Here is a 14,484-nt window from a genome sequence, read left to right as displayed (position 1 = left end):
CGTCTCTGGGCGCTGCTCGCCGCGTTCAGCCGAGGCGGGACACCTGGTAGTGGCAGATGTTCCAGCCGTGGGACGTGTGCCTCACCAGCGTGCTGAGGAAGACGCTGACCGTCGGGCGGTCGGTGAACGAGAAGTCGACGGCCGAGTAGCCGAGCACGAGGTCGTGATCGGCGAGGTCGTCATCGGCGAGGTCGTCATCGGCGAACCGCCTGGTTTCGAGAATGCGGTACGCGGCCGTCATACCGAGCGGCTGGGAAGCGTAGTAGTCGGCGACGCCCTGTCGGCCGACGCTGTAGGGGCGGAGCCCCTGGAAGATCGCGTCCTCGGTGAAGAGGGAGGCGACGCGCTGGGGGTCGTGTGTGTCGACAGCCGCCTTCCACCGGTCGAGGACGCCGCGGAGGATCGCCTCACCGTCCGGCGTGCTGTTGTCCTTCGTGCTCTTCATGCCGGTCGAACCTCGTAGATCCACGGATGCACCGGACCGCTGCGGGCAGGTTTTCCTCGGCGCCATCCTGTAATGCCGCGTTGGTGCCGGACAACGAGACGCGCTCAGGTCTCCCGTTCGTCCGTCGTTCGGCTCACCTCTGGCATGGCACGACGCCGCCCCCTGCCGACGAACCCTACTGACTGGTCCGAGCGCGGCGGGGCCCAGGCGGCATGACCGGGCGGTGGGTCAGGTGCGGGGGAACTCCGGCGGCAGGCCGAGGGCGGCGGAGATCTGGCGCCAGATGGATGTCAGGGCGGTGTCCAGGCAGACGGTGGGGTCGTCCATCATCAGGCGGATGCCGTAGCCGTCGCTCAGGGCGAGTACGAGCGTGCTGAGCTCGTCCACGTCGGTCGGGGTGAACTCACTTGATTCGATGCCCCGTTGTACTGCTCCCGCGACCCATTGGTGGAGCTGGGCGTACAGGTCGACGGCGAAGGTTCGGGTGGCCTCGTCGCGGAGTGCGCGTACCCACAGTTCCTGCCACAGTCGCCAGTCCTGCTGCAGTTCGGGGTCGGTCGGCAGCAGGCTGCGGACGATGCGGGCGAGGATGACCGCGGCGGGCGCGTTCGCCGCGTCGCGTTCCAGATCGACGGCGGAGTGGGCGAAGGAATGGGTCATCGCCTCGGTGAAGAGCTTCTCGCGGGTGTCGAAGTGGTAGTGCAACAGGGCGGTGGACACCCCCGCGCGTTCCGCGACCATCCGCATCCTGATCTTTTCGAAGCCGATCTCGGCGATGGCCTGGCACGCGGCGGACAGGATGCGCTCGCGGGTCTCCTCCGTGCGCCCCTTGGTCTCCAAGGGGTATCCCCCCTGCTCGTCGGGTCGGTATGTCATGACCATCCTCTCTCACCGCTGCCTGACCGTGGCGCCCGCCTCGCCAGCTCGATCTTCCCCGCCCGCGTGGCGGCCTTCCCCAGCCGGTTCTCCACTCTTGACGCGGGCGTGGCCGCCTCGTCCGGCTGGTGCTCGTTCGGAACACGGGGACCATGGCTGGCAGGCACCTGGTCCTCGCTCTCCTCGGCAGCTCCTCGACCACTGGTAATTGCGTTGTCGAGGTGACGTGGTTCCGTCAAGATCTCGGCCATGGAGCAACCCGCTGCCATCCTCCGCTCGGACCTGGTCGAGCTGCGACGTTGGCGTACCCAAGACATCGAGATCCTGGACCGGTTGGTCATCGAGTCACGCGACCACTTGCTCCCCTGGATGCCCTTTGCGGCCAGCCACGACCGGAAGCAGGGCGAGGAGTGCCTGGCCCGGTGGGAGGAGGAGTGGGCGGCGGGGCAGGCGTACTCCTACGCGATCACCTCGGGCGGTGCGGAGGTCGGCAGCTGCAGTCTGATGCGCCGGATCGGTCCGGGCGGACTGGACATCGGCTACTGGCTCCACCCCGCGTGGACGGGGAAGGGGTTGGCCACCATGGCTGCTGCCGCCCTCGTCGATGCGGGACGCCGGCTGCCCGGCATCGATCGCATCGAGATCCATCACGACGAGGCCAACCCCGCGAGCGGGGCCGTCGCCCGGCGCCTCGGATTCACCGAAGTCGGGCACGTACGCCTGCCGGACGGGCCCGACACCCCGCACGAGACAGGCATTGATGTCATCTGGCGACTGCAGATCCACCCCTCGCCCTCACCGAGCCCCTGACGCCACTGGCGCCGCGGCAGCATGTGTGCGGCCGTGGAGGGGCCCGCCGCCCATGTGGGCGACGGGCCACCGGGGGGGGAGCGACTGCCGGCTCCTCCCCCGTCTCTGCTCAGGGCAGCCCAGACCAGCTCAGGTCTGCTCAGGTCTGCTCAGGTCCGGTCAGGTCAGCGACGAACCGGACGGGACGACGGCGCCGTACAGGTCGGCGATCGTCGCGAGCGCGCCGTGGTGGAGCTGCTCGGCGGACACGTCGGCCACCGCCGTCTGCAGGGGCCGCGTCGCGCAGGCGTCGGCGACGACGGTGGGGCGGTTGCCGCGCAGGAACGCGCCGGCGGCCGTGAAGGCCACGCACATGTGGGTCATGAACCCGGCGATGATGACGTCCTTGTTCCCGGCGGCGTCCACGTGGTCCCCCAGGTCGGTGTCGTGGAACGCGTTGGGCGTGGTCTTGACGACGACGGACTCGCCCTCGACCGGTGCCACCCAGGGGTGGATCCGGCCGATGTCCACGCGGATGTCGTAGGGAGTTCCCTCGCCACCGTCGTTGATGATGTGGATGATCTTTGCGCCCGCGTCCCGGGCTCGGGCCAGCAGTGCGGCCCCGGCGTCGAGGGCATCCTGCCACCCGGCCAGCTCCATCGCACCGCGGGTGTAGGTGTTCTGGTAGTCGATCAGGATCAGCGTCGCCTCGGACAGGGCTGCCGGGGTCTGATCAAATCCGTTGAGATCCCGCAGAGTTGTCGCAGATCTCGTAGCTGTCGTAGATGTCGTGGGTCTCGTAGATGTCGTGGACATTGCTGCTCTTTCTCGGGCTGGGTGCGAAAGGTTCGGGCCGCCGCGCGAAGGCAAGGTCCACGCTACGAATCCGCACTGCATGGCGGCAATGTCAGGTAACTTGCAGATACAGACATCGACTCCCTCGCCTCACCTCATCCCGATCGCATCGCATCGCGCCGCATCGCACCGCATCGCACCGCATCGCCTCGCCCTTCCCGCCCGGCCGGAGCCCCCCTTGAGCAGTTCGACCAGTTCGACCAGCTCGACCAGCTCGAGCATCAGCAGCGTCAAACGACTCCTCGTCGTCCTCCTCTTCGACGGCGTCGACCTGTTGGACGTCACCGGTCCCCCGGAGGTCTTCTCCCTCCTGCAACGGGAGACGGGCGATGCGACGGGCTACCACGTCGTACTGGCCGCCGAAACCATGGACCCGGTCACCACCTCGGCCGGGGTGCGGGTCCTCCCGGACATCACCTTCCAGGAGGCATCGGCGAGGAAGATCGACACGCTGATGGTTCCCGGTTCGGTCGAGGTCGACGACCAGCGCCGCGTGCGCGCGCTCACCGACCCCGCGGTGGTGCAGTGGGTGAAGACGCTCGCCGGACGGACGCGGCGTATCGCCTCCGTGTGCGTGGGAGCGCATCTCCTCGCAGCCGCCGGGCTGTTGGACGGGAAGCGCGCCACGACCCATTGGTCGACCGCGCAGCAACTCGCCGCCGATTTCCCGTCGGTCGAGGTCGACGCGGACCCGATCTTCATCCGCGATCAGCAGGTGTGGACCGGCGCCGGCATCACCGCCTGCCTCGATCTCTCGCTCGCCCTCGTTGCCGAGGACTTCGGCGAGGCCGTTGCGCTGCGCGTCGCCCGGCAGCTCGTGATGTACCTGAAACGGCCGAGCGGTCAGAGCCAGTTCAGCGTTCCGATCGAACCGGTCTCGACGACGAGGCGAATGGACGATCTCCGCCACTTCATCACGCGGAACATCACCGAACGCCTCACCGTCGCCGATCTCGCCGACCATGCCCATGTGAGCGAACGACAGCTGACCCGGATCTTCAAAACGGAACTGGGCACGACCCCGGCCGCCTACCTCGAATCGGCCCGCGTCGAGGTGGCCCGAAATCAACTTGAGTCAACGGATGACACCCTCGAACGCATCGCATCGGCCTGCGGTTTCCACACCACCGACACCCTCATCCGGGCATTCCGCCGCCAGCTCAATACGACGCCGACGGAGTACCGCAATCGGTTTCGGCATGCCGGTTAGCGGACCTCATGCGGCCAGAGCGGTCAGCATCTGGGCGCCGCTGTCCGACCGTTCTGGGTGGGAGAGTGCGAGCACCCACCCAGAACGGCTTGAGGGACCCACCAGTCCCTTGCGCGCCCTACGCACGCACGGTGACTCTATGCCGGAGAATTTAACGAGACATCAACGGTTCGATGCGAACGTGATAACGCGTCGGCCATTCTCGCGCCGGCGCATGAGGGCACGCTGGCCCGAATTGAATGACCCCTTAAACCGACGCCCCTAGGCTGGGGTCCGCATGCTCATGGCCGCCGTTCATGACCGCTGCTCATGGCCGCTATTCATGACCGCTGATCATGACCGCATGCTGATGTTCCGCATCCCGAGGAAGGAGACGTTCATGAGTGCCTTTCACCGTAGCGCGTCGCTGGTAGCGGCTGGTTTCGCCGTCCTGCTGACCGTGTCAGCGGCTGCCGAACCCGCCGTGGCCGCCGACCCGGTCCGTCAGCCCCTCTCCTGCTCGCCGTCGACGGCAGGCCCCTTCCTGCTGTGCAACGCCGAACGCAACTTCTCCGACACCTGGGACGGGCGTGCGCTGTTCCGTCTGACATCGGCCACCGCACGTGCTGGGGAAGGGAGTTACTTCCTGTACGTGCCGGAGACCGCGGCCGTCCAGAGCATCCCCCACAGCGGCCCGGAGGCACCCTCCGACTGGCGCGCCGTGCTGTTCACCATGCCGCGTTCGGCGCACCGCGTGGAGGTCCGCTTCGGCGATATCGACCGTCCCGAGACAGCCGAGCAGGTGGCCTGGGTGGAAGAAATCCCGGAAGGCTGACGGCGCTTCCGACCGAAGTTGAATCCTCAAGCCAATTCGAGAATGAGCGTCACGCGGCGAACCACGGAACGCGGCAGGTGTGCGGTGCCATGTCCTCCGGGCACATGGTCTTGATCACCGTTTTGCGGATTGCTCGCCAGGTCCGCAAGGAGCACGCCAACTGGACGCGCAGCTCGACCAATTCCCGCGTACCGCTGTGCTGACCGGGGTTTTCCCAGGCCCACTGGTCCGCCAGAAGGTCATACATGTCGGCGGTCGTCAGATTGCTCCCGGGAAGGGTGTGGAGGACGGCCTCCCCGATGATCCGGGCGCTCCGGGAATCCACGGCCTGGTCGATGAGTCCCCTGACCCATGCCAGCCCCTGCTCGTCCGCGTACAAGCCGAACCTCAGGGTGCGCGTCCTCATTCTCTCAAGCCTTCTCTATGGTCTTCATGGTGTTCATGGTGTTCCTTGGATGGGGCACGTGCACGGTAACCAGTCACCGCTGGTCGTTCACCTGCTTTTTGGGCTACGGAGAGGCACCGCGCCTGTGAACTCCCATTGCCGGCTCCTCACCGTCGACGGCCACGACCTGTACGTCCAGGGTCCCCGCGTCTTCGCCAGCCGTGGCAACCCGTGCGTGGCCGGTACGGCGGCCGACTACCTCGTCGACGGCACCGTGCCGGACAAGAACGTCCACTGCGCGGGGCCCGGGCTGCCCACGCCCTGAGCCGCCCCTACAGGCGCGGGGTCGTGGCGGATGTACCACTCGGTGGACAACAGCCGCTTCCTGGCGTCCCACGGAAGGCCGGCGATCACACCCGGCAGGGCTCCCCGCTCCACCTCGGTGCGATGGGCCAGCACGGCGGCGACCTTCTGCTCCAGCCAGGGACCGACGTCGACGGCGGCGGTGACCTGTTCGTCCGGCACGCTGTAGACCGCCTTGCGGGCACCGACCACCTCCGCCAGCGCCCGCACCACCGAGCGCGGGTGGGTGGCCAGGTAGAGCGCGCTCGGCCGCCAGGGGTCGCCGGCGTCCGGGTAGAGCTGGTCGAGCCCGGCCGCCTGGACGGCGAGCACGGTCACCCGGTGGGTGTGCACATGGTCCGGGTGGCCGGGCAGCCCGCCGTAGCCGTCATGGGTGACCACCACCTCCGGGCGGAACTCCCTGAGGTGCGCCACCAGCCGCCGCACGGCGTCGTCGAGCGGCGCCTCGACGAACGGCACCCTGCCCGGCGCCGACTGCGGTACCCGGGCATCGGCGTAGCCGAGCAGCCGCGGCTCACCGGCACCGAGGACCCGCAACGCCTCGGCCAGCTCCCCGGCACGCTGCGTACCCGCGGCCCAGGTGGCCGTGACGACGCCCGTACGCGCTCCCGCCGCCACGTGCCGGGCGAGCACTCCGCCCGCCGCCAGCGACTCGTCGTCAGGATGGGCAAAGACCCCGAGCAGACTGGGCACGGACATCGTTGGGCCACCTTCCAGTAAGGGAGAGTCGGATCACGGTCCACCGCCGCGGCTCATCATCCTCGCCGTCCACCGCCGGGACTCATCATCCTCGCCCTGCCTCGGGGCGGTGAGGTCGGGCAGCCCCTGTCAGGACACCTCACCCCTGACGTTGAACGGCGGTGGCCAACTCCCGTCGCTCCGTGCCGAGTTGCGTCATCCCTCGTGCACTATGGTCGCGTGGAGAGCGAAGCTGACCGCCCTGCGAACGCGAACCGCCGCCTTCCCACCACCACCGCAGCGGCGACCGAAGCCCCGCTGACACTGGGGGTGGAAGAGGAGTACCTGCTGGTCGACCCGGTGACCCGGGAAGTCAGCCCTCAGGGGCAGAAGGTGGTGGCCCAGGCATCCGCTTCCGGACTCGGGAACCGGGTCGGCACCGAATTGACGTGTTATCAGGTCGAGGCGCGCACCGAACCGCACACCCTCGTGGGGGAACTCGGGGAGCAGATCCGGTCGATGCGCGCCCTTGTCGCCGATGCCGCCGAACGCCAAGGTTTACGCCTGGTTTCCAGCGGTTCGCCCGTTCTCGGGCAGTCGGCTCCGCCGCCCATCTCGGAAGGACCTCGGTACGCACGGAGCGTCGCGACCTTCCGCGCCCTGGACGACGAGCAGACCGCCTGTGCCTGCCACATCCACGTGGGCATCGCGGACCTGGGCCGGGCGCTCCAGGTCAGCAACCACCTGCGGCCGTGGCTCCCCACCCTCATCTCCCTGATGGCCAACTCGCCGTACTGGTGCGGTCGGGAGACCGGTTACGCCAGTTGGCGCGTGATGACCTTGGCGCGCTGGCCGATCGCCGGTCCTCCGCCGTACTTCGCGTCTCCGGCCCATTTCGACGACCTCGTCGGCCGTGTCATCGAGACCGGGGCGGTCATGGACCGGGGCGGCCTCTACTGGGACATCAGGCCCTCCGGCCATGTGCCGACCCTGGAGATCCGGGTGGCCGACGCCGCTGCCACCGCTGACGAGACCGTGCTGTTCTCGGCCATCGTCAGGGCCATGGTCGCCACCTCACTGAAGGCCATCGACGCAGGAGAGCCGGCTCCGCGTCCGCGGCCGGAGCTCCTGCGGGCGGCCTGCTGGCGTGCCGCCCGCGACGGCCTGTCCGGGCAGAGCGTCGCGCTGCCCAGCAGCCGCCTCGTCCCGGCGGTGGCTCGGGTGGACCGGCTCCTGGCGTGGATCCGGCCCGCGCTGCGGGCCTACGGCGACCTCGAACGGGTGCGCTCCGGCTGGGCCCGACTGCAGGCCGTGGGCAATGGCGCCGACCGTCAACGCACCGCCGGTCAGCGCCGCCACAGCCTGTCCGATGTCGTCGACCACCTGATCGCCGCGACGACCCCGCCACCAAGACCGACACCGACCCCGACACCGAGTTAGAGGTGGACGCGGGCACCGGCCTGTCGGGGCTGAGCTGATGGGGTCGGGTCAGGCCCCGTGGCGGGGCCAGGGAACATCGGTGGCGACGGGAGCGGTGTAGTCGACGCCCGGCACGGCGAAACCGTAGAGGCGCTGGACCTCGCCGTGGAACCAGTCGAGGTCGGCGAGTTCGGCGATGTTGTCGGTGGTGGCGGCCTGCCAGCGTTCGGCGACCGCGGTCTGGACGTCGGGGGCCAGCTCCCAGGTGTCGAGGCGTACCCGGCCGTCGTCGTCCAGGTCCAGCGGGCGGGCGCCGGTGAGCTGGTCCCACAGGTCGGTCAGCTGGGCGAGCGGCGGCACCACTCCCTCGCCGAGGACGCCGCGCAGCAGCCCGACGTACAGGGCGATACCGGGAATGGCGGTGGAGGACTGGGTGACGGCGGCACCGTTGACGGAGGTCACCGCGCGACCGCCGACGAGCCTTTCCAGGCGCTCGCTCAGGGTGCGGGCGGTACCTTCCAGGTGGGCCTTGGCGGCGCCGATGGTGCCGTCGCGGTAGATCGCGGCCGTCAGTGGGGAGCCGATGTAGGACAGGGCCGCGGTGGTGAACCCGTCCGCGAGCAGCCCGCGGTCCGCGAGGTGGTCGATCCACCGCTCCCAGTCCGCACCGCCCATCACCGCGACGGTCTGCTCGATGTCGTCGCCCGCGGCGGGCTGGGTCTCGACCTCCTTGACCTCGCCCGCGCCCTGGTCGTCGAAGACCAGCGTCTTGGTGCGGTGGGCCTGGCCAATGGGCTTGAGTACGGAGGCGTAGAGCGTTCCGGTGTCGGGGTCGGTGCGGCGGGGCGCGGCGACGGAGTAGATCAGGTGGTCCAGGCGGCCGCCGAACCGCCGCTTGAGGAGGTCCGCGACCTGGTCCTTCATCTCGTCGGCGAAGGCGTCGCCGTTGAGGAAGACCATGTCGCTCCCCGTCTGGGTGGCGAGTTCGGCGGTCGCGGCGGTGCGGTACCAGCCGGCCGTCGCGGTACGCCGTTCGGTCGGGCCCTTCTCGAAGCAGACGCCGATGCCGCGGATCGCGGCCCGCCGGAGGCCGGCGATGGTGGCGGCGAGCCCGTATCCGGCGGACGAACCGATGACCAGGGCCACCGGGCCGTCCCCGGTCGGATCCGCGGCGGGTCCGGGCCCCGCCGCCTGCCACATGTCCTCGACCAGGCGCCGGCAGCCGGCCGGGTGGGAGTCGAGGAAGAGAAAACCACGATGACGTGGGGTGATGACGCGTTCGATCACGATCAGTCAGTCCTTAGGTCATTCGGACGTGAAGGTGCGACGCCGGCCTCGGCCGGCGCGCCTTGTGCACCTTTGACAAGTCTCTCCCCGCACCGACACGGACCGTGACACCAACGGGTACAGCGATGGCGATCTTGGATGGGAGCTTTTCCACTACGGGCTCGGCCTCACCAGGCCGGCGGCCGGGACCGGTCGCCGGCCTCGCTCTCCTCCGGCCACTCGAGGGGACGGCAGTCCGTGCGGTAGAGGACTCCGGGGTCCGGTGCGGACGCGTCGTCGTAGGGCCCGGGCCAGAAGCCCCGCCGGGTACGCGGAAGGGAGATCTCGACCAGCTTCCCGTCATGGATCATCCACAACCCGAAGCAGTCGTCCTCCTCGTCGTGTATCAAGATCTGCACCGTCTCCGGCCGGGGCCACGGCAAGGACTCCAGATGTCTCAGCAACCCCGATCTGCTGCTCACCCGCACGAACTCCGCGCCCCAGCCGAAGCCGTAGTTGCCGCCCGGGGACATCGCGTAGAAGATGCCCTTCCAGGTACGCGAGTCGTCGTACCGCGTCAGCGGCTCCATGACCTCGTCCGCGTCCTGTGCCAGCACGATGACTTCGGCGATTCTGCTCATGCCGGGAGTATCACCGCCGGTCCGGGATCCACCAAGTTGGTTTTGTCGCGTCAGCGCAGGTCAGCGGTCACGGAACCCGCCGCCTCCGCCACCGAACCCACCACCGAACCCGCCATGGTCGTGGCCGTCGTGATCGTGACCGTCATGGTCATGGCCGTCGTGATCGTGACCGTCATGATCGTGACCGTCGTGGTCATGGCCGTCGTGGTCGTCGTGCCCGTCATGGTCGCCGTCCGGGCTGCCCGGCCGTCGCGCGAAGGTGACGGTGTCGCAGTAGATGACCGGCCCGGGTGTGGTGGGCGGGGCAGTGGTGGCGTCGGGGCGGATGCCCTCGGTTTCGAGGACCACCAGGCGCAACGGCCCGCCGCGATGCCCGCGCGGTATCGGGATCTGGCCCGTGTAGAAGGGCGTTCGGGAGGACTCCGCGTCGACGGAGGTGAGTTGGACGGTGGTGTCTTCGAGGGTCACCCAGCCGAGGTCATCGTCGTCGACCAGGCTGTTCCGGCGTTGCAGCGTGGCGGTGATCCGCGGCGGCGGGGAGTCGGTGGGGTCCCAGGAGGGGCCGGTGAGGCTGATCGACAGCGGATCGTCGCGAATGACCCTCAGTTCGCGGTCGGGCAGGGTACGCACCAGGTCGGCGAGGACGACCGTGGAGATCTCGGCTCCTTGGACGGAATCCGGTTGGTAGCGGACCAGGGCGAGCCGAACGAAGGGCAGGCAGGCGTCCCCGGTGTCCAGATCCAGGTCGAAGAACCAGCGGCCGACCTTGTTCTCGTCCTCTCCGGGCTTCGGAGTGACCGCTTCGAACTGCGGGCTGAAGCCGACGACCCTGACCGGGACATCGCCCGACGGCGTGGGGAGGGAGAGCGGAGGGGACTGTCGCACCGCGTTGGTGAACATCTCCGGGGTCGGGGCGACGACCGACGCGGAGCGGTGGATGGGGTCACGGCCCATGAGGGTGACCACGGAGTCCCGTACGGACCTGGGGTCGCCTCCCGGCGGTTCGCCGATCACGACGCCGAGCAGTTCGCCGTCTCCGGACGAGAACCAGGGGCGGTCCACGTACACGCGGATTCCGCGACCGCGCCGTTGGTGGACGATGGGACCGGGCGGCCCGCCGACGTGCTCCAGGGTGAGCGTGGGCACGCAGTACAGCAGCCGTGGCGCCGCGGGGGGCTTGCTGCTCGGCACCGGGTATTCCTGCGCCGCTCCCTCCACGGTCAGCTTGTTCTCACCGGGCGCGGCGAACTGTGCCGGGAAGTAGTCGGCGAACTTGCTGCCGGCCACCGGGTGGTAGTGCACCGTCCGGTGTTTGGTGTCGCCGAACTCGTGCTTGGCGGGCTTGGGCGGCCCGGGCGGGGTGGGGTGCTGATCCGGGTGCGCCACCGCGTCCGCGGCATCCGCCTTCGCCTTGTCCTCCGCCGCCCGGGTGTTGAAGGTCAGGACACCGTCCCGGAGGAGGGCGGGTTCGGCGCCCGGAACGTCCTTCTGGCCCGCCGCCCACGCCGTCAGGACATCGAACACCGGGGCGGTCATCTCGCGCTCCATGCGGCCGTCTCGGCCGGCGTCCGTCACCTCGGTCCACTGGGCGATCAGGTCGATCCGGTCCGTAGTGGCCTCGTCCAGCGTGACGGAGCCGGCGAGGTGCTCGGCGGTCGCGCCGGGGTCACGGGGGATCGACGCCGGCGGTAGGTTCAACACCGGTGATTTCAGCGGCCGTTGTACCGCGTGGACGAGTGTCAGTTCCTGCCAGGGGGTGAACATCCAGTGCCGGCTGGCCGCGGCCAGAGCCAGCGTGTCATCGGTCCTCCGGACCTCCGCCGCTCTCCTCGCCGCCACGTCCCCCTCGGTCTCCGTCGCGCGCCTCGGTGCCACCGATTCCTGCTCTTCCCGGCACCACCCGGCCACGCCCATGAGGTTCTCGTCGAAGTCGATCCTGGAGCACACCCGGACGGTCGCCACGACACCCTTCGGCAGCGATACGGTCAGCACTCGGGACGCCTCGTCGAAGCGCGGCCGCCCGGTGCCTTCGGCCAGCCGCAGCCTCAGGGACCGGGGCCGATGCCAGACCTCGCCGTCCCAGGGGACCGGGAACGGCTCCCCGGCGGGCATCCCCGGCAGGTCCAGGAAGACGGCTCCCGTGGACAACGGGTCGGGGAGGTAAGGAAGTTCGACCTGCTCGCCGGTGTGCAGAACGGTGTTCACCGGGTTGTCGGGGTCCGCCGCCGGCGACTTGATCGGCTCCACTTGGACGTCCGGCTGGGCCGGGGAGGTGTCGCTCAACGAGCCGCTCTCCCGTGTGGCCAGATCGTAGACCGCGTCCTGCACGTCCTGATCCCTGGATCCGATGGCCTCGTCCAGCAGCCCGTGCCACTCGACGCACCGCAGCGACGCCTTCGGTGCCACCACATGGCGTTCGTCGGTCCCCCGGTACGGGCCGTGTCCTTCCGTGGTGACCAGCGACGACCGGTTGAAGTCGGCGGCGTACTGCTCAGCCGTCCGGCCGGCTCCGGTGCCGGCCGCGGTGCCGGTTCCCGTGCCGGTGCTGGTGCCGCCGGTGTCGCAGTCGACGGCGAAGCCGCTCTTGCGGCCGAGTTCGGTCAGAGTCGTGCAGCCGGGGTCACCGTCGGCATCCCCTCCCGAGAAGCCCTGGGCGCGCTGCTCGGCGGCGTAGGCGGCCCTGGTCTGGTCGCCGAAGAATCCGGTCGGACCGGCCGGGATGGGATGTCCCTGGTCGATGAGGGCCTGCTGGACGATGCGTACCTCGTCGTTGGTCATGCCGGGGTGGACATTGTCCAGATGGACGGTGATCTGTCCCGTCCCCGTAGTGGCCGGTGGCGGGCCGGATCCCGGGCTGCTCCGGATCACCATCCGGAAGGCCGAAGCGCCCTCCTCGAAGGCGAATCTGGGCACGACAGCCGGCGCCAGGACCGGCTCGAACCTCTGGAAGGGCTGCAGTCCGGCATTGTCGGGGAGCATCAGGGCCGCTGCGTCCTTCGGCGCGGCGGCGGTTTCCGCCTTCAGGGCCGCGTCGGCGTCCTCCCTGCTGAGGCCGTTGCCTGCCAGGTCGACGGTGCGCAGCCGTACGCGGTAGTGGTGGCCGAACCGCAGTCTGGGCAGCGAGCCGGGCTGTGCCTTGGACGTGATCTCCAGCGGCAGTTGTGTCTGCGCCGCGTTGTTGAGCGGCTTCGGCGGGTTGGGTGGGCGGTGGTCCTTGACGGAGCCCTCGTCGATGTCCAGTACCAGGCCCGGGCGGGGCGCGGACACCGACCATCCTTCCCAGGTGACCAACTGCTCGGGCACGTATAGATGGTCGGGGTTGTTGGCGTCGCGCGGAGGTGAGGCCAAATGGGCCTGGAAGAAACCTTCGTCGGAGGCTCTGTGCAGGACGGGCCCGCCGCGTGGCTGCCGGTACTCCACGACGCGCGCGTGCAGCGAGAACCATTCCTGTCGTTCGTCGTCCCAGATGTCCATACGGTGGCCGCGGATCAGGTCCTCGGCGACCAGTTCGGGGGTGGCCTCGGGCTCCTGCGCCTCGTGCGGGCCGGCGGCTCCCGGAGGTTGCGGCCCCGGCGAACCCTGTCCGTTCTTCTGCTGCTCGACCACGCGGGTGAAGGCACCGTCATGCTCGACCGCCCGCGTGAAGTCCTCCGTGAGGCTGTCCAGGCGCGCGTTCCTGACCAGTGATATCCCATGGGTACGCACCGGGGAGAGGCCGGTGGCGTCCTTGCCGGGCGAGATCATCTTGCGCGCGGCGCCGTCGATGTCGGCCTGCTCGACGGCGAAGGTGTCCTTCAGCGCCACCAGGCCGCGCGACGGCGGCGGCAGTGGCTCCTCGTCCGTGAGGGCCTTCGCCCCGGGCACGAAGGCATGGCGGTCCGGGAGGAAGACGTAACGAGTGCGGGGGGCCACATCGTGCGAACGATCCCGCAGTGCGGGGTCCCAGTGCGGGGTGACGGTCAGGATGCGCTCGCCCGAGGAGACCGGAAGCAGGCTGGTCGGCAGGACGAAGTCCAGGACGAGGCCGAGGGCCCGGAGCAAGGAGGGATGGTCACCGAGCGAGGTGAGCATCTGGTGGAAGTCGGGATCCTGCTTGGACGGACGCGGCCGCCGGATCGGCTCTCCGCTGGCGAGCGTTTGGGGAGGGGGCATGTTGAGTGTGTGGAATTCTTGCAGCTGGGCCAGCTGCGAAGGCATGGGTGGCGCGCCGTCCGCGGCGGGGTCGCCGGTCGCCGTGGTCTCGTCCCTGGTGGCTGCGGGGGCGTCACTCGCCGAGCGCAGCAGCGCCCTGGTGGAGGGCGGTGTCTCGGGCGACGTCTTGGCCGCTTCCACGTATCTTTCCCTGGTGAACGCGCCGACTTCGTTCGCCGAGTAGGTGTGGAACTTGTCCGGGTCGGTGTGGCTTTCGAAGACGTAGGGGTCCAGCGGCGTGTTCGTGCCGAAGAGGCTCTTCCACAGGTTGGTGTTGGGGGGCGGGCCCAGCGGCTTCAGGCCGGTGACGAAGGGCGTCGAGGTCGCGGAAGTGCGTGCCCCGGTGCCGAAGTCGAAGATGGCCGACTTGACCTTCTCCGTCCAGGGAAGGAAATCGGGGAAGTGCGGGCCCAGCGTGGTACGCGTCGTCGTTGCGTCGGACGTCACCAGTCGCGGGGCGATGAACACCGAGACGGTGGCTTGCGTGCCGTCCTTGGAAAGACCGGTGGGGAGAACGGTCCAGTTGATGTGCTGTTCGAAGTCCATGGTCGT

At 69.2% G+C, this 14,484-nt stretch carries 12 protein-coding genes; 4 read left to right on the top strand and 8 right to left on the bottom strand.

All coding sequences use genetic code 11. The features are described from left to right. Window positions 1-25 precede the first annotated feature (25 nt). On the bottom strand, window positions 26-445 hold the full coding sequence (locus tag ACFV1J_RS04830; RefSeq protein WP_385855784.1) for a YybH family protein: 420 nt from the start codon (window positions 443-445) through the stop codon (window positions 26-28). Window positions 446-673: 228 nt separating this feature from the next. Further along, window positions 674-1,321 carry a TetR/AcrR family transcriptional regulator gene (locus tag ACFV1J_RS04825; protein WP_385855783.1) on the bottom strand — a complete coding sequence of 216 codons (648 nt, stop codon included), beginning with the start codon at window positions 1,319-1,321 and terminating at the stop codon, window positions 674-676. Window positions 1,322-1,570: 249 nt separating this feature from the next. On the opposite strand from ACFV1J_RS04825, the gene ACFV1J_RS04820 reads away from it, so the two are divergent. Then, window positions 1,571-2,131: a GNAT family N-acetyltransferase gene (locus ACFV1J_RS04820; RefSeq protein WP_385855782.1), complete on the top strand. Its 561-nt coding sequence runs from the start codon at window positions 1,571-1,573 to the stop codon at window positions 2,129-2,131. A 159-nt stretch (window positions 2,132-2,290) separates the two neighbouring features. On the opposite strand, the gene ACFV1J_RS04815 is transcribed toward ACFV1J_RS04820, so the two are convergent. Beyond that, window positions 2,291-2,926, bottom strand: coding sequence for an isochorismatase family protein (locus ACFV1J_RS04815; protein WP_385855781.1), 636 nt, complete (start codon window positions 2,924-2,926; stop codon window positions 2,291-2,293). A gap of 259 nt (window positions 2,927-3,185) precedes the next feature. Between ACFV1J_RS04815 and ACFV1J_RS04810 the strand changes: the two genes are divergently transcribed. Both ACFV1J_RS04810 and ACFV1J_RS04805 read left to right on the top strand, forming a co-directional pair. Next, the gene (locus tag ACFV1J_RS04810; protein WP_385855999.1) at window positions 3,186-4,175 is read left to right on the top strand and encodes a GlxA family transcriptional regulator; all 990 of its coding nucleotides are present in this window, start codon (window positions 3,186-3,188) and stop codon (window positions 4,173-4,175) included. A gap of 277 nt (window positions 4,176-4,452) precedes the next feature. Next, window positions 4,453-4,989 carry a hypothetical protein gene (locus tag ACFV1J_RS04805; RefSeq protein ID WP_385855780.1) on the top strand — a complete coding sequence of 179 codons (537 nt, stop codon included), beginning with the start codon at window positions 4,453-4,455 and terminating at the stop codon, window positions 4,987-4,989. 49 nt (window positions 4,990-5,038) lie between these two features. Here the strand turns inward: ACFV1J_RS04805 and ACFV1J_RS04800 are convergent, their stop codons facing one another. Further along, window positions 5,039-5,395: a hypothetical protein gene (locus ACFV1J_RS04800; RefSeq protein ID WP_385855779.1), complete on the bottom strand. Its 357-nt coding sequence runs from the start codon at window positions 5,393-5,395 to the stop codon at window positions 5,039-5,041. 234 nt (window positions 5,396-5,629) lie between these two features. Further along, window positions 5,630-6,436 carry a PIG-L deacetylase family protein gene (locus tag ACFV1J_RS04795; protein ID WP_385855778.1) on the bottom strand — a complete coding sequence of 269 codons (807 nt, stop codon included), beginning with the start codon at window positions 6,434-6,436 and terminating at the stop codon, window positions 5,630-5,632. Window positions 6,437-6,655: 219 nt separating this feature from the next. Between ACFV1J_RS04795 and ACFV1J_RS04790 the strand changes: the two genes are divergently transcribed. Continuing rightward, window positions 6,656-7,855: a glutamate--cysteine ligase gene (locus ACFV1J_RS04790; RefSeq protein WP_385855777.1), complete on the top strand. Its 1,200-nt coding sequence runs from the start codon at window positions 6,656-6,658 to the stop codon at window positions 7,853-7,855. Between the two features lie 48 nt (window positions 7,856-7,903). Here the strand turns inward: ACFV1J_RS04790 and fabV are convergent, their stop codons facing one another. From fabV to ACFV1J_RS04775, 3 genes are all read right to left on the bottom strand, one after another. Continuing rightward, window positions 7,904-9,121, bottom strand: a complete 1,218-nt coding sequence (gene fabV, locus ACFV1J_RS04785; RefSeq protein ID WP_385855776.1) for an enoyl-[acyl-carrier-protein] reductase FabV — start codon at window positions 9,119-9,121, stop codon at window positions 7,904-7,906. Between the two features lie 167 nt (window positions 9,122-9,288). Beyond that, on the bottom strand, window positions 9,289-9,741 hold the full coding sequence (locus tag ACFV1J_RS04780) for a hypothetical protein (RefSeq protein ID WP_385855775.1): 453 nt from the start codon (window positions 9,739-9,741) through the stop codon (window positions 9,289-9,291). A 60-nt stretch (window positions 9,742-9,801) separates the two neighbouring features. Further along, window positions 9,802-14,478: a hypothetical protein gene (locus ACFV1J_RS04775; protein WP_385855774.1), complete on the bottom strand. Its 4,677-nt coding sequence runs from the start codon at window positions 14,476-14,478 to the stop codon at window positions 9,802-9,804. Between the last annotated feature and the right edge of the window lie 6 nt (window positions 14,479-14,484).

This window comes from Streptomyces sp. NPDC059649, assembly GCF_042734445.1.
Classification (GTDB): domain Bacteria; phylum Actinomycetota; class Actinomycetes; order Streptomycetales; family Streptomycetaceae; genus Streptomyces.
This window is presented reverse-complemented; position numbering and strand designations above follow the sequence as displayed.

What these genes read in the sequence shown, in the direction of transcription:
- ACFV1J_RS04805 (WP_385855780.1), top strand. Translation starts at nt 4,453, where the DNA reads ATGCTCATGGCCGCCGTTCATGACCGCTGCTCATGGCCGCTATTCATG.
- ACFV1J_RS04820 (WP_385855782.1), top strand. Translation starts at nt 1,571, where the DNA reads ATGGAGCAACCCGCTGCCATCCTCCGCTCGGACCTGGTCGAGCTGCGA.
- ACFV1J_RS04780 (WP_385855775.1), bottom strand. Translation starts at nt 9,741, where the DNA reads ATGAGCAGAATCGCCGAAGTCATCGTGCTGGCACAGGACGCGGACGAG.
- ACFV1J_RS04775 (WP_385855774.1), bottom strand. Translation starts at nt 14,478, where the DNA reads ATGGACTTCGAACAGCACATCAACTGGACCGTTCTCCCCACCGGTCTT.
- ACFV1J_RS04825 (WP_385855783.1), bottom strand. Translation starts at nt 1,321, where the DNA reads ATGACATACCGACCCGACGAGCAGGGGGGATACCCCTTGGAGACCAAG.
- ACFV1J_RS04815 (WP_385855781.1), bottom strand. Translation starts at nt 2,926, where the DNA reads ATGTCCACGACATCTACGAGACCCACGACATCTACGACAGCTACGAGA.
- ACFV1J_RS04795 (WP_385855778.1), bottom strand. Translation starts at nt 6,436, where the DNA reads ATGTCCGTGCCCAGTCTGCTCGGGGTCTTTGCCCATCCTGACGACGAG.
- ACFV1J_RS04830 (WP_385855784.1), bottom strand. Translation starts at nt 445, where the DNA reads ATGAAGAGCACGAAGGACAACAGCACGCCGGACGGTGAGGCGATCCTC.
- ACFV1J_RS04800 (WP_385855779.1), bottom strand. Translation starts at nt 5,395, where the DNA reads ATGAGGACGCGCACCCTGAGGTTCGGCTTGTACGCGGACGAGCAGGGG.